At 60.1% G+C, this 16,598-nt stretch carries 11 protein-coding genes; 3 read left to right on the forward strand and 8 right to left on the reverse strand.

The features are described 5' to 3' along the window. Positions 1–216 precede the first annotated feature (216 nt). Positions 217–348 (forward strand): hypothetical protein, encoded by a 132-nt coding sequence (locus BLJAPNOD_RS36375; RefSeq protein ID WP_256372322.1) that lies wholly within the window; start codon positions 217–219, stop codon positions 346–348. Between the two features lie 220 nt (positions 349–568). On the opposite strand, the gene BLJAPNOD_RS13895 is transcribed toward BLJAPNOD_RS36375, so the two are convergent. After that, positions 569–2,665: a catalase gene (locus BLJAPNOD_RS13895; RefSeq protein WP_115420228.1), complete on the reverse strand. Its 2,097-nt coding sequence runs from the start codon at positions 2,663–2,665 to the stop codon at positions 569–571. A 410-nt stretch (positions 2,666–3,075) separates the two neighbouring features. Between BLJAPNOD_RS13895 and BLJAPNOD_RS13900 the strand changes: the two genes are divergently transcribed. Next, positions 3,076–4,245 carry a PHB depolymerase family esterase gene (locus tag BLJAPNOD_RS13900; protein WP_115420229.1) on the forward strand — a complete coding sequence of 390 codons (1,170 nt, stop codon included), beginning with the start codon at positions 3,076–3,078 and terminating at the stop codon, positions 4,243–4,245. A 182-nt stretch (positions 4,246–4,427) separates the two neighbouring features. On the opposite strand, the gene BLJAPNOD_RS13905 is transcribed toward BLJAPNOD_RS13900, so the two are convergent. The 6 genes from BLJAPNOD_RS13905 to uvrA all read right to left on the reverse strand — a co-directional run bounded on the left by BLJAPNOD_RS13905 (position 4,428) and on the right by uvrA (position 14,586). Beyond that, positions 4,428–4,856, reverse strand: a complete 429-nt coding sequence (locus tag BLJAPNOD_RS13905) for a GNAT family N-acetyltransferase (RefSeq protein WP_115420230.1) — start codon at positions 4,854–4,856, stop codon at positions 4,428–4,430. Between the two features lie 252 nt (positions 4,857–5,108). Then, the gene (locus BLJAPNOD_RS13915) at positions 5,109–5,531 is read right to left on the reverse strand and encodes a carboxypeptidase regulatory-like domain-containing protein (RefSeq protein ID WP_147294547.1); all 423 of its coding nucleotides are present in this window, start codon (positions 5,529–5,531) and stop codon (positions 5,109–5,111) included. A gap of 182 nt (positions 5,532–5,713) precedes the next feature. After that, positions 5,714–9,517: a vitamin B12-dependent ribonucleotide reductase gene (locus BLJAPNOD_RS13920; protein ID WP_115420233.1), complete on the reverse strand. Its 3,804-nt coding sequence runs from the start codon at positions 9,515–9,517 to the stop codon at positions 5,714–5,716. Between the two features lie 789 nt (positions 9,518–10,306). Further along, positions 10,307–11,110: a DUF72 domain-containing protein gene (locus BLJAPNOD_RS13925; RefSeq protein WP_115420234.1), complete on the reverse strand. Its 804-nt coding sequence runs from the start codon at positions 11,108–11,110 to the stop codon at positions 10,307–10,309. A 36-nt stretch (positions 11,111–11,146) separates the two neighbouring features. Next, positions 11,147–11,617: a GNAT family N-acetyltransferase gene (locus BLJAPNOD_RS13930; RefSeq protein ID WP_115421289.1), complete on the reverse strand. Its 471-nt coding sequence runs from the start codon at positions 11,615–11,617 to the stop codon at positions 11,147–11,149. Between the two features lie 47 nt (positions 11,618–11,664). Next, the gene (gene uvrA, locus BLJAPNOD_RS13935) at positions 11,665–14,586 is read right to left on the reverse strand and encodes an excinuclease ABC subunit UvrA (protein ID WP_077503571.1); all 2,922 of its coding nucleotides are present in this window, start codon (positions 14,584–14,586) and stop codon (positions 11,665–11,667) included. 280 nt (positions 14,587–14,866) lie between these two features. On the opposite strand from uvrA, the gene BLJAPNOD_RS13940 reads away from it, so the two are divergent. Then, a complete protein-coding gene (locus tag BLJAPNOD_RS13940) occupies positions 14,867–15,412 on the forward strand; it encodes a single-stranded DNA-binding protein (protein ID WP_115420235.1) in 546 nt (181 codons plus the stop codon). Positions 15,413–15,674: 262 nt separating this feature from the next. Here BLJAPNOD_RS13940 and BLJAPNOD_RS13945 read toward each other — a convergent pair whose 3' ends face one another. Further along, a complete protein-coding gene (locus BLJAPNOD_RS13945) occupies positions 15,675–16,304 on the reverse strand; it encodes a MarC family protein (RefSeq protein ID WP_077503569.1) in 630 nt (209 codons plus the stop codon). Between the last annotated feature and the right edge of the window lie 294 nt (positions 16,305–16,598).

Genomic DNA, 16,598 nt, shown 5'->3' on the forward strand with positions numbered 1-16,598 from the left:
AAAAGCTGTGGCACCGTGCCGCGCCCAAAAAATGCGCTACCGCATTGCGCGCAGGCGTTGAAAACATCACAGACAAGCACAAATTAGCTTTAGACAATCAACGCCCTTGATCGATACTCCAGGGAGTATCATAGAATTGCTGGGTCAAATCGTCATGCGTCGCCCCGGCGGTAGCGCACGGCCGAATTTCAAACGACGCTGAAGGAGCAAAAGCTTATGAAAACCGCGATGTTGCTACTCGTTCTCACCACCCTGTCTGCCTGTGCGCAAACCACGGGTGGTAGTCTGGGTGTGGGTTATGTGGGCGGCGACGGCGACTATTATCAGGGCATCGTCGCACCGAAGTAACCCGGTCAAGGCGGGCAGCAATCCCCCTGGAAATGGCATTCGCCAGAACCGCTACGGCTTCACAGGCGCGATCTCCCACGCTCCAGTAAACCGAATCGGTGATGCCGGTGGCAGCCATTGAAGAACAAAGCACCCGCATGGCGACACAAGCGGGGGCTTTGGCAGCAGGCAAGCCCGATGGCTGATCCCGGCCCAATGGAACGGTTGATGGCGTTCGAAGCTACGCGAGTGCACGAACCTTCGGCTCACGGCCCCAATACCGCGTCGCGGCAGCCTCGACAAAAGGTTCTGCCAATCCGACAATTCCCGCATCCGGCGCCACGCCCGCCTTATCCAGCAGAGGCTTCGATGCTTCGCTTGAGCCTATTGCCTTCAAGTGACCAAATGCATCCATAACCCATTGAACCGCAGCTGCCTGCTTGGCGAGATCGATGGCCGCCGCATTCGAGAGGACCAGGGCAATAGCGTCGAAAAGCTGCGACGGCGATCCAGCCAATTGCCCGTCCGCCTTCATGACCTTCCCATCGGTGAGCTTGGCTCTACCTATCCTCGGTGAGACAAGGAAGGCGGTGCCTCCCGCTTTCTCGACCGCCGCCACAATCTCCTTCAGCTCCGTTGCATCGGTGCCATCAGCGATCAGGATGCCGACTTTACGGCCGGTGAGGAGAGCCTTCATGTTCGCATGGATACTCAGCGCCGGCGACGGCTCCATGGCGAAAGGTTCCCGAGCGGCAAGGCTCTTGTCCGGCAGCACCAGACCCAGCCCATCAGCCACACGCCTGGCCAGATCCTCGTCGACATTGCGTAGGTTGGCGAGCATGCGTGGAGGAACTTGCGCAAGTTGGACCTTGGACAACTCGAAAACGAAAGACGAGGCGATATGGGCCTGCTCCGCCGGCTGCTGCGAGATCCAGAACAATCGGGCCTGGCTGTAATGATCGGCAAAAAGCTCACCGCGTGCACGTAACTTGTCCCCCTGTTCGTGCCGGTCGGCACGCCCTTCCGACGTACTGAACCCCGTCACCGGGCACTCGCGCGGACCACCATCTTCGCCGTGTTCGGCAAGACTGTTAGGCTCATAGTTCGCGCGCCCCCTCGGGACGTTCATCTGCATCTGCCCGTCGCGCTGAAAATTCATGACGGGACATTTGGGTGCGTTGATCGGGATCTGATGAAAATTCGCCGTTCCAAGCCGGGATTTCTGCGTGTCGAGGTAGCTGAACAACCGACCCTGCAGGAGAGGATCGTTGGAAAAATCCACCCCCGGCACGATGTTTGCCGGACAGAATGCGACCTGCTCGGTCTCTGCGAAGAAATTGTCGGGGTTTCGATCCAGAACCATGCGACCGACGATCCGCACAGGGATGACCTCTTCAGGAATGAGCTTTGTCGCATCGAGCGCGTCATAGGGCTGAGCGTCGGCAAACTCCTGGTCAAACAACTGCAGCCCGAGTTCCCATTCGGGAAAGCTACCGGTCGCAATGGCTTCCCAAAGATCGCGGCGATGAAAGTCGTTGTCGGCAGCCTGCAGCTTCAGGGCCTCATCCCAAACGGTCGATTGAATGCCGAGCTTCGGCTTCCAGTGGAACTTGACGAAAGTCGATTTGCCTTCGGCACTGACCAGACGGAAGGTATGGATGCCGAAGCCTTCCATCATGCGCAATGAACGTGGAATGGTACGGTCGGACATAGCCCACATCAGCATGTGGGTCGTTTCCGGCATCAGGGACGCCCAGTCCCAAAAGGTGTCGTGAGCGCTGCCGGCTTGAGGAAAGGCGCGATCGGATTCCATTTTGACGGCATGAACAAGGTCAGGAAACTTGACGGCGTCCTGGATGAAGAAGACGGGGATGTTGTTGCCGACCAGATCCCAGTTGCCTTCCCGTGTATAGAACTTCACCGCAAAGCCGCGAACATCTCTCGGTGTGTCGACCGACCCTGCACCGCCCGCGACCGTCGAAAAGCGCGCAAACAGCGGTGTTTTCTCGCCCGCCCGCTGAAACAGGTCAGCTTTGGTTACATCGGCGAGGGATTCGAAAAGCTCGAAATACCCGTGAGCGCCCGAACCTCGGGCATGAACGATGCGCTCTGGAATGCGCTCATGATCGAAATGAAAGATTTTTTCCCGCAGGACGAAGTCTTCGAGAAGCGTCGGGCCACGCTCTCCAGACCTAAGGCTGTTCTGGTTGTCACTGATGCGGATGCCCTGATTTGTGGTCAGATGGGCCGCTTCCGCCTTGCCCCTGTCGTGGCCAGCGACTTGCTGATGCGTTTCGCCGCCTTCACCCGTGCGGGTTTCAAAAGTATTCTTTGCCATGAGGTTTCATCCTTGCTTACGCGTAATGTGTCGGCGCGGCCCGTCAGCTGAGTTTGGAAGCCGGCTTGTGGCGGCGAGATCGCCGGTCCATCTCAAAACTTCGCTGAGTGAAGTTCCGGCGGATACAGTTTTTGGCTGCAGCGTGCCGCCGAATTCGGCATCGAAAGCTGCAACCGGCATGAGCACTGAAGCTCCATATGCTGTTGTCGAGCACACGGAGACGCAACCCACCGGCGGACGGATGGTTCCCAGACGCCTGAAATAAACACTCTCCAGGCTCCGCTTAGAAAGCTGCCTGATCTTCTGATGTCAGCCAGCAGTAATTTGTGCAGTGCAGCAACCAATCCGCTGCGAATGCGTTGGGAGGTGTCAGCGCCATGTTGGCAATTTCACCATGAGGGATGCCTGAAATGAGAAATCTGCAGGACACCATTGCCCGCCTTGCCGCACTGAAAGCTGCTTATGGTCAGGTGAACGCGCATTCCACCCGTGACCGCCTGAAGGATATGAACATAGCGGGCGCCAACCCTGGGGCGCTCAAAGCCCGGATGTTCATTCCACAAAACCTTGCCGCAGGTGCTCCACTGGTGGTCGTCCTGCACGGCTGCACCCAGAGCGCCGCCGCTTATGACGAGGGGTCGGGGTGGTCGGAGCTGGCCGATCGATACGATTTTGCGCTTCTTTTCCCGGAGCAACAGCGCGCCAACAACGCCAATCTCTGCTTCAACTGGTTCGAGCCTGGCGATTCGAAACGCGACGCCGGTGAAGCCCTCTCTATCCGCCAGATGATCGAGACCATGGTTTCGACCTACAATTTGGACCGAAGCCGCATCTTCATCGTCGGTCTTTCGGCCGGCGGTGCGATGTCATCGGTGATGCTGGCGAGTTACCCGGAAGTTTTCGCGGGCGGAGCGATCATCGCCGGGTTGCCCTATGGCACGGCAACTTCCATTCCGGAAGCGTTCGACCGCATGCGGGGACATGGCGTTCCGGGCGAAGCCGGCCTACAGAATCTGGTTCGCAGCGCGTCATCCTACGAAGGACGATGGCCGACGATATCTGTGTGGCACGGAACTGCCGATGGCACGGTCGATGTGTCGAACATGGAGGCGATTGTCCGGCAGTGGGCGGGGCTTCACAACGTCAAGACGACAGACTTCACCAGCGAGCCTGGGAAGGGCCATCTGCGCCGGGTCTGGCATGATGCGGGCGGACGAGGCGTCATCGAAGCCTACGCAATCAACGGGATGGGCCACGGCACGCCCTTGGCAACGGCCGGTCCTGACGGCTACGGCAAGGCAGGCCCCTATATGCTCGATACCGGCATATCCTCCACGTTACGGATTGCCACGTTCTGGGGGCTCGTGACCGTTGACGCGGATCATCGGCAAGACGATGAGAAGGGCGCGCAGTCGGAGGGTTTCGTCCATACGGGTGACATCCTTATGCCGGGCACGCTCGTCACCGAGGATGAAGAGGAGCAGGCGAGGCGGCGTCAGACCGAAACGGCGAAGGCACACTCCTCCGGCGTCCAGAAGATCATCGAAGACGCTTTGCGCGCCGCAGGGCTGATGAAATAGACCCGCTTCGGCGTCCAGGCGAAAAGTCCGATCCGGGCGCCGGCGGCAACCAATCGAATGGCGTCAATCAACTGTCTGGCATGGCCGAGCTGACGCTTCAGTCCCGCTGGCAGGAGCTCGCCAACCTTTAGCGCCATGTCTGCGCCGCGAGACGGGTGCCATCTGCATGCGGGTGTCGAAGTCTAAAAACGCTTCTTCAGGAAATACCGCGGTATCGCGCCGGCTCCGCCTTCCAGCTGACCGAAAACCTCGAAGCCGAGCTTCTCGTAAAAGGGCCGCGCCTGGAATTCGAAGGTATCGAGCCAAAGACCGATGTAACCGCGCCCGCGTGCGATCTTCTCGGCCTCAGCGATCAGCCGCTGCCCAAAGCCCTGGCCGCGCAGGCTTTCGGGTATCGCGAGATAACGGATGAACGCCCAGCCATAGCCATCCGTCGCATAGAGCCCGCCGATCGCCGCCGTCGTTTCCGGATCGCGGATGAGGACGGCAAAGCCGGGCAGGTCGACCATGCCGCTATGCGCATCGTTGTAGGCATCGAGCGTCGAGACGATCGCCCGCAGATCGTCCTTGCTCGGATCTTCAAGAATGATGTCGATGGTGGGGACTGTCATTTGGAACGAACCAGAAAACGGGAAGCTGAAGAGGTGACACGCTGATGGACCACTGCGATCGACGTTACGGATGCGGTGGAAAACGCCAATAGAGCATCTCCAGGGAACGTGCGAAGCGGCTTTCCGTCAGGAAATCCGCAAAAACAGACAGATAGAGCATTTCTGAAACTCTGAACCTGATGGAAACGCTCGGCATCTTGTCCGCAAAGTCTCCGTCACAACGGACATACGAATGCGTCAGCTGACAGTTTTTCATTCATGCTTGCGGTCGTGGACCTCACAGGGCTGCGACACGCCTTCGCGCAGGACAATCGGCAGTTTGGTGGTAAGCCACTCGCCATAACTGACGCGATATGTCTGGTAGCCAGCCTTCGCGACGCACCAGCGCCAAACGAAGACTTGGGCGCCATGCATCATCACACTCTCAGTGCGCCACTCATTCTTTCTGTAAAAGCGTGCGATACCCGACGCATCCGTCTCCGCCACCTCTGTCTGCCCCTCGTCGCCGTAGGGATAGATGGTTGTTCCGAGGTACACCTTCGCGCCTGAAATCGGCATCCCGCTGGTGTCGTGGACGGAGACATGAGCTCCCGGCTTCAGTTGCTTGTAAATTGGGTATGCGCACCCAACTGGCAAGACAAGCAGCAGCAATGGCAACAGACGCGTCACATGCATTTTAACGGCCTATTCTGTCCGAAAGAGCAAACCCAATCCATTACGTCGCGTCTGGGGCAATCAGGTTAGACGAAGATCCGGCGTCCGACGAAACGCGAAAGGCGCCCAAGCAAAGGGGCGTCTCTCGTTTCTTTAGTCTTGCACTGCATGCTCACACACACAAGGGGTGAGTGCAGTTCCGATCAGCTGCAGCCGCTGGTGGCGCCGCAGGTATCGCACTTCTCGCAGGTGCCGTTGCGCACCATGGTGAAGTTCTGGCACTCGGAGCACATGTTTCCGGTGTAACCCTGCATGATCGAGCGGGCGCGGCGTTCGGCTTCGAGCTTCTTGGCGTCGGACTTCGCCGATGCCGCTTCTGCGGCTGCCTTGTCGGAGAAAAGCGCCGTCACTTCCGTTACCGTCTCGACGGTTTCCTCTGCGATCTCTTCGGCAAGTTCCGCCGCGCGCTCTTCGTAATCGCGCTTGAAGGCGACGATTTCGGAAGTTGCGATCGACGTCGTCTGCTCGATCTTGCGAACCGTGTTGCCGGCGATCGAGGTGACCGTTGCACCGGACGAGGCGCGGGCAGGGGCAGCGGTTGCCGAACCCTTCGGCTCGCCAGCGCGATCAGCGGTGCCGCCGACGATGGTCGGTTTGTAGCCGCGGGTCCAGCCGGTGGAGATCAGGTTGGTTTTGCCTTCCTGGATACCCTTGCCGAGTGCCGTGTTGCTGAAGTCCGACGTGTCGACATGGGCCAGATCGTGACGGCCGAGGTAGGACACGGCCAGTTCGCGGAAGACGTAGTCGAGGATCGACGTTGCGTTCTTGATCGCGTCGTTGCCCTGGACCATGCCGGCCGGTTCGAACTTGGTGAAGGTGAAGGCCTCCACATATTCTTCCAGCGGCACGCCATATTGCAGGCCAAGCGAGATGGCGATGGCGAAGTTGTTCATCATCGCACGGAAGGCAGCGCCTTCCTTGTGCATGTCGATGAAGATCTCGCCGATACGGCCATCGCCGAATTCACCGGTGCGCAGGTAAACCTTGTGGCCACCGACGACAGCCTTCTGGGTGTAACCCTGGCGGCGGTTCGGCAGCTTCTCGCGGGCGCGGATCACTTTCTCGATGACGCGCTCGACGATCTTCTCGGTGATGGTGACAGCCTGGGCAGCGGCCGGTGCCTGGATCAGATCCTCCAGCGCATCCTCGTCGTTCTCGTCTTCGATCAGCGAGGCGTTGAGCGGCTGCGAGAGCTTTGAACCATCGCGGTAGAGCGCGTTGGCCTTCAGCGCCAGCTTCCACGACAGCATGTAGGCGTTCTTGCAATCCTCGACGGTCGCCTCGTTCGGCATGTTGATCGTCTTGGAGATCGCACCCGAGATGAACGGCTGGGCCGCAGCCATCATTCGGATGTGGCTTTCGACCGAGAGGTAGCGCTTGCCGATCTTGCCGCAAGGGTTGGCGCAATCGAAAACGGGCAGGTGTTCGTTCTTGAGGAACGGCGCGCCTTCGAGCGTCATCGCACCGCAGACGTGGATGTTGGCCGCTTCGATGTCCTTCTTCGAGAAGCCCAGGTGGTCGAGCAGGTTGAAGTCCATCTGCGCGAGCTGCTCGTCGGAGACCTTGAGCGCGCCCTTGAGGAAGTCCGCACCGAGCGTCCACTGGTTGAAGACGAACTTGATGTCGAAGGCCGACTTCAAGGCAGCGTTGACCGCCTCGACCTTCTCGTCGGTGAAGCCCTTGGCCTTCAGCGTCGAGGGGTTGATGGCCGGCGCCTGGTTGAGGTTGCCGTGGCCGACCGCATAGGCTTCCATCTCGGCAAGCTGGCTCTCGGAGTAGCCGAGCGACCGCAAGGCTTCGGGAACGGCGCGGTTGATGATCTTGAAGTAACCGCCGCCGGCGAGTTTCTTGAACTTGACCAGGGCGAAATCAGGCTCGATGCCGGTGGTGTCGCAGTCCATGACAAGGCCGATCGTGCCGGTCGGCGCGATGACGGTCGACTGTGCATTGCGGTAGCCGTGCTTCTCGCCGAGTTCCAGCGCCTTGTCCCAGGCGCTCATCGCGTGGATGACGAGGTCCTGGTCGGGATTTTCGCTGTGGATGAGCGCGACCGGGTTGACCGAGAGACCTTCATAACCCGTCGTCTCGCCGTAGGCGGCGCGGCGATGGTTGCGGATGACGCGCAGCATGTTGTCGCGGTTCGGGGCAAAGCCTGGGAACGGACCGAGCTTGGCGGCCATCTCCGCCGAGGTGGCGTAGGAAACACCGGTCATGATCGCCGTCAGCGCGCCGGCAATGGCGCGGCCTTCGGTCGAGTCATAGGGAATGCCCGACGACATCAGCAGGCCGCCGATGTTGGCATAGCCAAGGCCGAGCGTGCGGTATTCGTAGGACAGTTCCGCAATCTCGCGGGACGGGAACTGCGCCATCATCACGGAGACTTCGAGAACGACGGTCCACAGACGCACGGCGTGCTCGTAATCGGCAATGTTGATGCGCTTCGTTGCCGCATCCTTGAACATCATCAGGTTCAGCGAGGCGAGGTTGCAGGCGGTGTCGTCGAGGAACATGTACTCCGAGCACGGGTTCGACGCGCGGATCGGGCCGGCGGCGGGGCTCGTGTGCCAGTCGTTCATCGTCGTGTTGAAGTGCAGGCCCGGATCGGCCGACGCCCAGGCGGCGTAGGAAATCGATTCCCAGAGGTCGCGCGCCTTCAGCGTCTTCATCACGCGGCCGTCCTTGCGGGCGGTCAGGTGCCAGTCGCCATCGGCTTCGACAGCGCGCAGGAAGTCGTCCTTGATCGAGACCGAGTTGTTGGAGTTCTGGCCCGAAACCGTGAGATAGGCTTCCGAATCCCAATCGGTATCGTAGGTCTTGAACTCGAGGTCCTTGTAACCCTGCTTGGCGAACTGGATGACGCGCTGGACATAGTTTTCAGGAACCAGCGACTGCTTGGCAGCGCGGATCTCGCGCTTGAGTGCCGGATTCTGCTTGGGGTCATAGCAGGCGTCGTCGGTGCCGTCGCAGTTGATGCAGGCCTTCATGATCGCCTTCAGGTGCTTGGCGACGACTTTCGAGCCGGTGACGAGCGCTGCAACCTTCTGCTCTTCCTTGACCTTCCAGTTGATGTATTCCTCGATATCCGGGTGGTCGATATCGACGACGACCATCTTGGCGGCGCGGCGGGTGGTGCCGCCCGATTTGATGGCGCCGGCAGCGCGGTCACCGATCTTCAGGAACGACATCAGGCCCGAGGACTTGCCGCCGCCCGAAAGCTTTTCGCCTTCGCTGCGCAGATGCGAGAAGTTGGAGCCGGTGCCGGAGCCATACTTGAACAGGCGCGCTTCACGCACCCACAGGTCCATGATGCCGCCCTCGTTGACGAGGTCGTCGGCAACCGACTGGATGAAGCAGGCGTGCGGCTGCGGGTGTTCGTAGGCCGACTTGGACTTGGTCAGCTTGCCAGTGAAGGGGTCGACATAGAAGTGGCCCTGGCCGGGACCGTCGATGCCATAGGCCCAATGCAGGCCGGTGTTGAACCATTGCGGGGAGTTCGGGGCAACGCGCTGGGTGGCGAGCATATAGGCAAGTTCGTCACGGAAGGCGGAAGCATCTTCTTCGCTGGCGAAGTAGCCGCCCTTCCAACCCCAATAGGCCCAAGTGCCGGCCAGGCGATCGAAAACCTGGCGCGCATCGGTTTCGGAGCCGTACTGTTCGTCCTTCGGCAGCGCCTTCAGCGCTTCCGTGTCGGGAACCGAGCGCCAGAGGAAGGAGGGGACATCGTTCTCTTCGACGCGCTTCAGCTTCGCCGGCACGCCAGCCTTGCGGAAATACTTCTGGGCGAGAATATCGGCGGCGACCTGGCTGAACTGGGCCGGAACATCGATATCGGCCAGACGGAAAACGATCGAGCCGTCGGGATTCTTGATTTCACTCGTAGCTTTGCGGAACTCTATCTCCGCATAGGCGGATTGCCCTGCCTTGGTGAAACGACGTTCGATCAGCATTGTCCCGTGTCCTTCGTGTTGCCATGCGCCCGCCACAGGCGCAATTGTCCCCGCCCGGCCGCGGAGCCATTCCGCAGCCAGTCTCAGCTTCCGTCATTGAAGGGAAACCCAGATTTGGGTGACCCTGTATCTTGTGAGATAGGCTGGCTGCAAGCACTAAATATAGTATTAACAGCTTCCTGATGCCAGCCAAATGTTGCTCAAGCGGGCTCGAAATGACGCACAGAATTCCTCACTGCGGCTCAAGCGGGGAACCCGCGTTTGCCGCATGTCAGAACCGACGATTTCGTGAAATGAACCGGGCTCAAAACATTCCGGTCCGCCGCCGTCGCAACGTGAAATCCATTAACCGTGAATCGTCCTAGGGCGTCAAGGGGTGGTTTGTGACGGAAGTTTGAGCGCTAGATGTTGTGTGGATCGACTGTGGAAAACGGGGAAAGCGGCCAATGCCTTGAAAATCAGGCACTTCCGCAGGTTGTCTGCGACGCTGCCGCAGCGGCAGGCGAAAAATCAAATTTTTGAAGGGTAAAAAAGCATATAAATGGCATCCCCAGGGGCAGGCGCGGTTGCGCAAGCGCCGCCGATGTGACGGGTAGCGCGATTTGATTCGTTTCCAGATATGGAGGCTGCCCAATAGCGCCGCGTTGGGGAGGCGCGGGCAGGTCCCCGTGCCTGAAACTGCGGTCAAAACGCGTGGCGAGCCTTCAGATCCACTAGCCGTGCATTACGTTTTGCGGTCGCGTATGTGGCCATCGCCAAACCTCAGCGCACTCTTTTGTGTGGCAAGCCTTAGTCGACGCGCTTCTGCAATTCGCGCGCACCGTTTGGCGCATTCACCTTGCCTTCGGTGATGAAGAAAGCGAAGACATCGCGCGGCTCCTTCTTTGCCTTGCGATCGGGCGCTCTCTTGGCAAGCCCGTCGGGCTCTCCGCCGTCAGCAAACGACCTGGCACGGTCCGCCCAGAGGTCGAGCTGGTCGCTCGCGTAGCAGGTCTTGATGTCGTCGCTGCCCTTCTGCAGGCGCAGATAGACAAAATCGGCGGTGACGTCGGCGATCATCGGATAGTCCGCGTGTTCCGCCAGGACGACGGCCACCTTGTATTTTTCAAGCAGGCTAACGAAGTCTGGCGCCTGGAACGTCGGATTGCGCACCTCGACGACATGGCTGAGTGGCAGGCCATCCTGCTTTTCAGGCAGGAGCTTGAGGAAGCCTTCGAAATCCTCCGGCTCGAACTTCTTCGTCGGCGCGAACTGCCACAGGATCGGCCCGAGATGGGGGCCGAGTTCCGTCAACCCCTGCGTCAGGAATTTCTGCATGGATTCACCGGCTTCAGCCAAAATCTTGCGATTGGTGACGAAGCGGCTGGCCTTCAGCGAGAAGACAAAATCCTCCGGCACTTCCGCTGCCCACCTGGCAAAGGTCTCCGGTTTCTGCGACGAGTAGTAGGTGCCGTTGACTTCGATCGCCCGCAATTCCTTGCCCGCAAATTCGAGCTGGCGCTTCTTCGGCAGAGTGTCGGGATAGAACGTGCCCTCCCAGGGCTCAAACGTCCAACCGCCGATACCAACGCGGATCTTTCCGGATTTCGTCATCCCATCCTCCTCATGGCGGCACGATCAGGCCGCATGTCAATTTACTTCGGCTGCCATCCGCTCCGCAGGCTTGGCCATATCCACCAGCATCCACCCTGGCCGATAGGGGTGCTGACGGCGACCCGTTTCTTGAAAACCATAGGCTCGGTAGAGCGCGATGTTTCGCTCCATCCGCGCATTGGTATAAAGCCGCACCTCCGGCACGCCCTGTTGGACAGCCTGCGCATCCACAAACCGCAGCAATTCCATGCCAAGTCCCTGACGTTGACAGGAAGGCGCGACCGCAAGGCTGAAGATCAAGAGGTGATCTTCGTGCCGCTCGAAGACGGCAAGAGCGGAAATCACTTCACCATCGTCGCGAAGCCAGACTTCGTTTCGCGCGATGCGTGGCACGTAGTCCTCGGTCACGGGCAATGGTGGCCCGCCGAGCAAGTCAGTGTATGGTGCGTAGGCTGCCGCAGTGATGCCCCGCACAATGGGTAGGTCGTTGACCGTCGCCGGCCGCATCTGAGCGAAACCGGCAACAGCGTTTCCCCGGCCGACGCCCGAGACGTTCACTCGGCTGCCTCGACCTTTTTCATCGGACGGCGCTCCAGAAGCTCCTTAAGGAACTGGCCGGTATAGGAGCGTGGTTCCTTGACCACGTCCTCCGGCGTTCCCTTGGCGATAACTTCGCCGCCGCCATCGCCGCCTTCGGGACCGAAGTCGATCACCCAGTCGGCGGTCTTGATGACCTCGAGATTGTGCTCGATGACCACGACCGAATTGCCCTGGTTGACGAGTTCGTGCAGCACTTCAAGAAGTTTTGCCACGTCGTGGAAATGCAAGCCTGTCGTCGGTTCGTCGAGGATATAAAGCGTGCGTCCGGTCGAGCGCTTCGACAGCTCCTTGGCAAGCTTGACGCGCTGGGCTTCGCCGCCCGAAAGCGTGTTTGCCTGCTGGCCGACCTTGATATAGCCAAGTCCCACCTGGTTCAGCGTCACCAGCTTGTCGCGCACGGCCGGAACGGCCGCGAAGAACTCGACGCCTTCCTCGACGGTCATGTCGAGCACGTCGGCAATCGACTTGCCCTTGAAGTGGACGTCGAGCGTTTCGCGGTTGTAGCGCTTGCCGTGGCAGACGTCGCAGGTGACGTAGACATCCGGCAGGAAGTGCATCTCGATCTTGATGACGCCGTCGCCCTGGCAGGCTTCGCAGCGTCCACCCTTGACGTTGAAGGAGAATCGGCCGGGCTGGTAGCCGCGGGCCTTGGCTTCCGGCAGGCCCGCGAACCAGTCGCGGATCGGAGTGAAAGCGCCGGTATAGGTCGCAGGATTCGAGCGCGGCGTGCGGCCGATCGGCGACTGGTCGATATCGATCACCTTGTCGATATGCTCGAAGCCGTCGATACGATCGTGTTCGGCCGGGTTTTCGCGCGCGCCCATGATGCGGCGCGCGGCGGCCTTGTAGAGCGTCTCGATCAGGAAGGTGGACTTGCCGCCACCGGACACGCCGGTCACCGCCGTGAAAATGCCGAGCGGAATGGACGCCGTGACATTCTTCAGATTGTTGGCGCGGGCACCGACGACGGTGATTTCCTTCTTCTTCTTCGGCTTGCGGCGCTCGCCCGGAACGGCAACCGATAGTTCACCGGAGAGGTATTTTCCCGTCAACGACTTCGGATTGGACATCACGTCGGCGGGCGAGCCTTGCGCGATAACCTCGCCGCCATGGATGCCGGCAGCAGGCCCGATGTCGACGACATAGTCAGCCGTCAGGATCGCGTCCTCGTCATGTTCGACAACGATCACCGTGTTACCGATATCGCGCAGGTGGCGCAGCGTATCGAGCAGGCGGGCGTTGTCGCGCTGGTGCAGGCCGATAGACGGCTCGTCGAGGACGTAAAGCACGCCCGTCAAACCGGAACCGATCTGCGACGCCAGTCGAATGCGCTGGCTTTCGCCGCCCGACAGCGTGCCGGAGTTGCGCGAGAGGCTCAGATATTCGAGACCAACATCGTTGAGGAAGCGCAGGCGGTCGCGGATTTCCTTGAGGATGCGAACGGCGATCTCGTTCTGCTTGGTGTTGAGATGCGACGGCAGCGCCTCGAACCAGTCGCGCGCCACGCGGATCGACATTTGGGTGACGTGACCGATATGCAGCTTGTCGATCTTGACGGCAAGCGCTTCCGGCTTCAGGCGGAAGCCTGCGCAGGCCGGGCAGGGTGCCGCCGACATGTAGCGCTCGATTTCCTCGCGCGCCCAGGCACTGTCGGTTTCCTTCCAGCGGCGCTCGAGGTTGGGCACGATACCCTCGAAATTCTTGGTGGTGTTGTAGGAGCGGGCGCCGTCCTCGTAATGAAAGACGATCTTCTCTTCCGTACCGTGCAGGATGGCCTTCTGCGCGTCGGCGGACAGTTCGCTCCAGCGATTGCCGAGCTTGAAGCCAAAAACCTTACCGAGCGCTTCCAGCGTCTGGTTGTAATAGGGCGACGACGACTTGGCCCAGGGTGCAATCGCTCCGTCGCGCAGCGTCCTGTGGTCTTCCGGCACGATCAGTGCCTCGTCGATCTTCTGCTGGCTGCCGAGACCGTCGCAGGTCGGGCAGGCACCGAAGGGGTTGTTGAACGAGAAAAGACGCGGCTCGATCTCCGAAATGGTAAAGCCGGAGACCGGGCAGGCGAATTTTTCCGAAAACAGCACGCGCTCATGGGTTTCGTTGAGCGACTTGTTGGCCGAGCCGCCGGCAGCCGTCTCTTCCGGCGGCAGCGGCTTGTCGGCGAACTCCGCGACAGCAAGACCATCGGCGAGCGTCAGGCAGGTTTCCAGGCTGTCGGCAAGGCGCGAAGCAAGGTCAGGCCGCACGACGACACGGTCGACGACGACGTCGATGTCATGCTTGTATTTCTTGTCGAGAGCAGGGACCTCGGCGATTTCATAGAAGGTGCCGTCAACCTTGACGCGCTGAAAACCCTTCTTCATCAGTTCGGCGAGTTCCTTCTTGTACTCGCCCTTGCGGCCGCGCACGAGCGGCGCGAGGATGTAAAGACGCGTGCCTTCACCGAAGGCGAGGACCCGGTCGACCATCTGGCTGACCGTCTGGCTTTCGATCGGCAAGCCCGTTGTCGGCGAATAGGGCACACCGACGCGCGCAAACAACAGGCGCATGTAATCGTAGATCTCGGTGACCGTACCGACCGTCGAGCGCGGGTTACGCGAGGTCGTCTTCTGTTCGATAGAAATCGCCGGCGACAGGCCGTCGATCTGGTCGACATCCGGCTTCTGCATCATCTCAAGGAACTGGCGCGCATAGGCAGACAAGCTCTCGACATAGCGGCGCTGACCTTCGGCATAGATTGTATCGAAGGCGAGCGACGACTTGCCGGAGCCGGAAAGTCCCGTCATCACGATCAGCTTGTTGCGCGGCAGATCGAGATCGATACCCTTGAGATTGTGCTCGCGCGCGCCACGAATGGAGATGGTCTTGAGTTCGCTCATCGGAAGCCAGCTTTTGCATGTCGGTTGAAAGCCCCCTATGTAATGACGCTAACGCCCATGTCGAGGCGCAATCGGCAAAACTGGTGGCCATTTCGATTCGGTTGACAGGATCATAGGGAAATATTAGAACAAAGAAAGAACAAACATCGCGCAAATCGACTAAATCTGTTGTGGATTATGTATGATGCGGGGCGTATCCGCGGCTGCGGGCCGCTAAGATGCGCGCTCTTGAAATTCGAAAGCCGTGCCGGTGGCGCGGCAAAACCACGGGAAAAGCAATATGGCTGGTAGCGTCAACAAGGTGATCTTGGTCGGAAACGTCGGGGCAGACCCGGAAATCCGGCGCACGCAGGACGGCCGGCCGATCGCCAACCTGCGCATCGCGACTTCAGAAACCTGGCGCGACCGTAACAGCGGCGAGCGCAAGGAGAAGACCGAATGGCACACCGTCGTCGTCTTCAACGAGGGCCTGTGCAAGGTCGTCGAGCAATATGTCAAGAAGGGCGCCAAGCTCTATATCGAAGGCGCGCTGCAGACCCGCAAATGGCAGGACCAGACCGGCAACGACCGCTACTCGACGGAAATCGTGCTGCAGGGCTTCAACTCGACGCTGACCATGCTTGACGGTCGCGGCGAGGGCGGCGGCGTCAGCCGGGGCGGCGGTAGCGACTTCGGTGGAGCCAGCAGTGGCGGCGGTTACGACGACTACGACCAGCAGCCGCGCCAGTCCTCCGGTGGCGGACGCTCTGGCGGCGGCCAGGGTGGTCAGGGCAGCCAGGGCGGCGGCAATTTCTCGCGCGATCTCGACGACGACATCCCGTTCTGAGCCACGCCTCGGGCACAGCGGTCGGGTGCTTCGGACGCCTCATGAAGAGCGGACCGGGTCAGCACGGGCTTTGTTGGAAATACAATGAATTGAAGAAGGGCCGGGAAACCGGTCCTTCTTGCGTTCAAGCGAAAGCTTCTGTCAGCTGACAGCACTTCCGAAAAGGGCGAAGCGGTGTTCCGTCCTGAAGTGCATCGGACAAAGAGATGGGATGCCTCCGCGGCTCTAACCAAAGCGGAAATGCTCGGACATCCCAATGGCCTCAAACGGCCATCGCCGATTTCACGCCGTCGACGACGAACTGGACCGCCAGTGCAGCCAGGATGACCCCGAGCAGGCGGGTGAGGATCGCCCGGCCGGTGACCCCGAGAAAGCGGTCGATGCGTTCGGCGATGACAAGCGCCAGGAACAGGCTGAACATCGACAGCGCGATGACGATCAAGAGCTGCGTGCGCTCGACCGCGGTCGGGAACGAACCCGCGAGCAGGATCGTCGCGGAGATCGCGCCCGGTCCGGCAATCAATGGCAGGGCCAGAGGAAACACGGCAATGTTATGGATGTGATCTTTCACCGTGGCGTTCTCGCCGGTCTTTTCCTTCCGCTCCTGACGCTTCTCGAAGATCATCTCGAAGGCGATCCAGAACAGGAGCAGACCGCCGGCGATACGGAACGCGCCGATGGAAATGCCGAGCAGCCCGAGGATGCCATTGCCGAAGACGGCAAAGGCGGCAAGGATGAAAAAGGCGATCAGCGAGCCGCGCGTGGCCACTTGAAAGCGCTCCTGTCGGCTGAGGCCGACCGTGAGGCTCAGGAAGATCGGAGCCAGACCCGGCGGATCGAGCGTGACGAGCAGCGTGGTGAGTGCGTTGACCAGCAGGTCGACATTGAACATCCGTTTCCCCTTCCGGATTATCATGCGCGCCCCGAGTTTTCTCGGTGGCAGGACAGCATTGTTAGGCAAGCGGGGCGGGCTTGGGAAGGGGTCGGTGGCCAAAGCTTGAGCAATAGCTTAATGAGGGTGTGACGGAACCTTCTCACAGCCGTTCAGGCCCGGCAGCCGACTTTGTCGCCAGCACTTCCGATTTCCGCCGCAATGCCCTAGAAAAGCCTATTCCGACGGCAAAAGACTGTTCACAACCACGGGCCAAAATTGGCGCTTCCAGGCGCATTCCGCTATAAATATCCG

The organism is Ensifer sp. M14 (assembly GCF_003355565.1).
Lineage (GTDB): Bacteria > Pseudomonadota > Alphaproteobacteria > Rhizobiales > Rhizobiaceae > Ensifer.

Coding starts and splice junctions, on each gene's coding strand:
- BLJAPNOD_RS36375 (WP_256372322.1), top strand. CDS start 217: ATGAAAACCGCGATGTTGCTACTCGTTCTCACCACCCTGTCTGCCTGT.
- BLJAPNOD_RS13895 (WP_115420228.1), bottom strand. CDS start 2,665: ATGGCAAAGAATACTTTTGAAACCCGCACGGGTGAAGGCGGCGAAACG.
- BLJAPNOD_RS13900 (WP_115420229.1), top strand. CDS start 3,076: ATGAGAAATCTGCAGGACACCATTGCCCGCCTTGCCGCACTGAAAGCT.
- BLJAPNOD_RS13905 (WP_115420230.1), bottom strand. CDS start 4,856: ATGACAGTCCCCACCATCGACATCATTCTTGAAGATCCGAGCAAGGAC.
- BLJAPNOD_RS13915 (WP_147294547.1), bottom strand. CDS start 5,531: ATGCATGTGACGCGTCTGTTGCCATTGCTGCTGCTTGTCTTGCCAGTT.
- BLJAPNOD_RS13920 (WP_115420233.1), bottom strand. CDS start 9,517: ATGCTGATCGAACGTCGTTTCACCAAGGCAGGGCAATCCGCCTATGCG.
- BLJAPNOD_RS13925 (WP_115420234.1), bottom strand. CDS start 11,110: ATGACGAAATCCGGAAAGATCCGCGTTGGTATCGGCGGTTGGACGTTT.
- BLJAPNOD_RS13930 (WP_115421289.1), bottom strand. CDS start 11,617: ATGCGGCCGGCGACGGTCAACGACCTACCCATTGTGCGGGGCATCACT.
- uvrA (WP_077503571.1), bottom strand. CDS start 14,586: ATGAGCGAACTCAAGACCATCTCCATTCGTGGCGCGCGCGAGCACAAT.
- BLJAPNOD_RS13940 (WP_115420235.1), top strand. CDS start 14,867: ATGGCTGGTAGCGTCAACAAGGTGATCTTGGTCGGAAACGTCGGGGCA.
- BLJAPNOD_RS13945 (WP_077503569.1), bottom strand. CDS start 16,304: ATGTTCAATGTCGACCTGCTGGTCAACGCACTCACCACGCTGCTCGTC.